The organism is Candidatus Magnetobacterium casense, from assembly GCF_019173545.1.
Classification (GTDB): Bacteria; Nitrospirota; Thermodesulfovibrionia; order Thermodesulfovibrionales; family Magnetobacteriaceae; genus Magnetobacterium; species Magnetobacterium cryptolimnobacter.
Genome location: NZ_JABXWD010000629.1, coordinates 1 through 1,529, shown reverse-complemented (window position 1 = coordinate 1,529; position 1,529 = coordinate 1). Strand labels below are relative to the sequence as shown.

Sequence of the window (1,529 nt, the reverse complement as noted above, 5' to 3'; positions counted from 1 at the left end):
TTGTATCTAGCATACAAAGTGTATGCGGAGAAAACCCAACCCCGGAACAGCATCTTTCTCTTTGAGACCGCGAAAGAGCAGCCAGATGCATATGCTAAGGCGGTAGAACTTGCCAACCAAGTCGGGTCCAAGGTTCCAAAAGAGGGAGACTACACCGCCTGCCTTGTTCAGTACAAAGATAAAGTGCTGGGACGCGATGTCTCAGGCTGGCAGGACGATCAGTTTCACACCTACGGACCGCGATGGGGAGCGGACTACCTCAAGTTCGACGAACTGCGCAAAGAACTTGGTCTCCGGGTTGGCAGACCGTTCTGGGGTCGTATGGGGTCTATGCCCAGCCCAAACGCCGAGAGTCGCCCCAACGAGAAGTCGTCGTATGACACCGACCGAAACGGTGAAAAGCGACTCAAGCGGATGATGATTATCGTAGAGGTCTATCCCAACAAGGAAGCCGCCGAACTCGCGGCCAAGGCTCAAGGTGCAGGCGGCAACCCGGATGCCGTTAATGACCCATCGTACCCAGGTGGCAAGTGGTCGTATGCTGACTGGAAAATGATGAAGGGTGAGATTGCCGGTGACTACCAGAAGAGCAAGTTGCCGATTGCGGCCCGGCTCGAACATCTCGCCAAACTGTACGACTGTGAACCCAAGCACATTGAGTTCGTGGTCAACAGCCCACTCTAGGGCAAGTGACCTATAAGGCGACTGACCGTTGAAGTGTTGGCTCAGGGCTGGAGTGCGGTAGAAAACCAGGCTAGGCTTTGGTCGAGCAACTAGGCTTGGTTGACGGGCAAAAGGCACTTCACTCCAGCCCTTCTTTCTAGGATGGGTATGATCTACATCGACGGGTCAGAACTGAGCAAGAGTTCGCGCTTGAGCAAGTTGCTACCTGAGTTGAGTACGGCTTGGGGGTATGCGAACGTAAACGCATTCGCAGAACTTGCCCAAGTTGGCAACTTAGAGGAATGGACTGGAGCCGACATCATGCTCTCGCCGATGAAAGCGCCAGTGAACGAGAGTCTGCTGAAGGTGCATATCAACAAGGGTGCGATACTCGCCCAGTTGAAGTTCGGACGTGACCTGCCGTCGAGCCTAGGCACGAGACTGAAAGAAAGCCTCTGGCGGATGAGAGGCACGGGTGCAAAACAACACCAGTGCTATCTCATCACCATCGGGCAGTTCGGCTGCAACCACGAGGGGCTTGTCGTCGTTGACGGGCAGGACGAGCGACCGAGGCGAGAGTACAAGGCGGTCATCGCCGCACTGCATCACTGGAATCGAGCGGGTGTCAGCCTGAACATCAGCCGGGATGCGTGTCTGGTGACTGCGCTGAAGAGGCTAGAAGAGGACATTCTGGCACCGAGAGAGAGCGAGTTCTTTCCCGATGTTGCCGCCGCTGAGGAGTTTGCTGGTGATGACGTACTCGATGCACCGGCCAAGGTGACGGACTGGAGACCGCAGTTAGCCGCTCTACCGGGCATCGGTCCCAAGATGGCAACCGCGCTCAGGAATACAATGCTGGAGTATGG

2 protein-coding genes are annotated in these 1,529 nt (G+C 55.8%); both read left to right on the top strand.

Features of this window, described 5'->3' with window-relative positions:
* The first annotated feature begins 183 nt into the window (after window positions 1-183).
* A complete protein-coding gene (locus HWQ67_RS18245) occupies window positions 184-684 on the top strand; it encodes a hypothetical protein (protein WP_218254121.1) in 501 nt (166 codons plus the stop codon).
* 147 nt (window positions 685-831) lie between these two features.
* A partial coding sequence (locus tag HWQ67_RS18240) for a hypothetical protein (protein WP_218254120.1) occupies window positions 832-1,529 on the top strand: 698 nt, incomplete at its 3' end.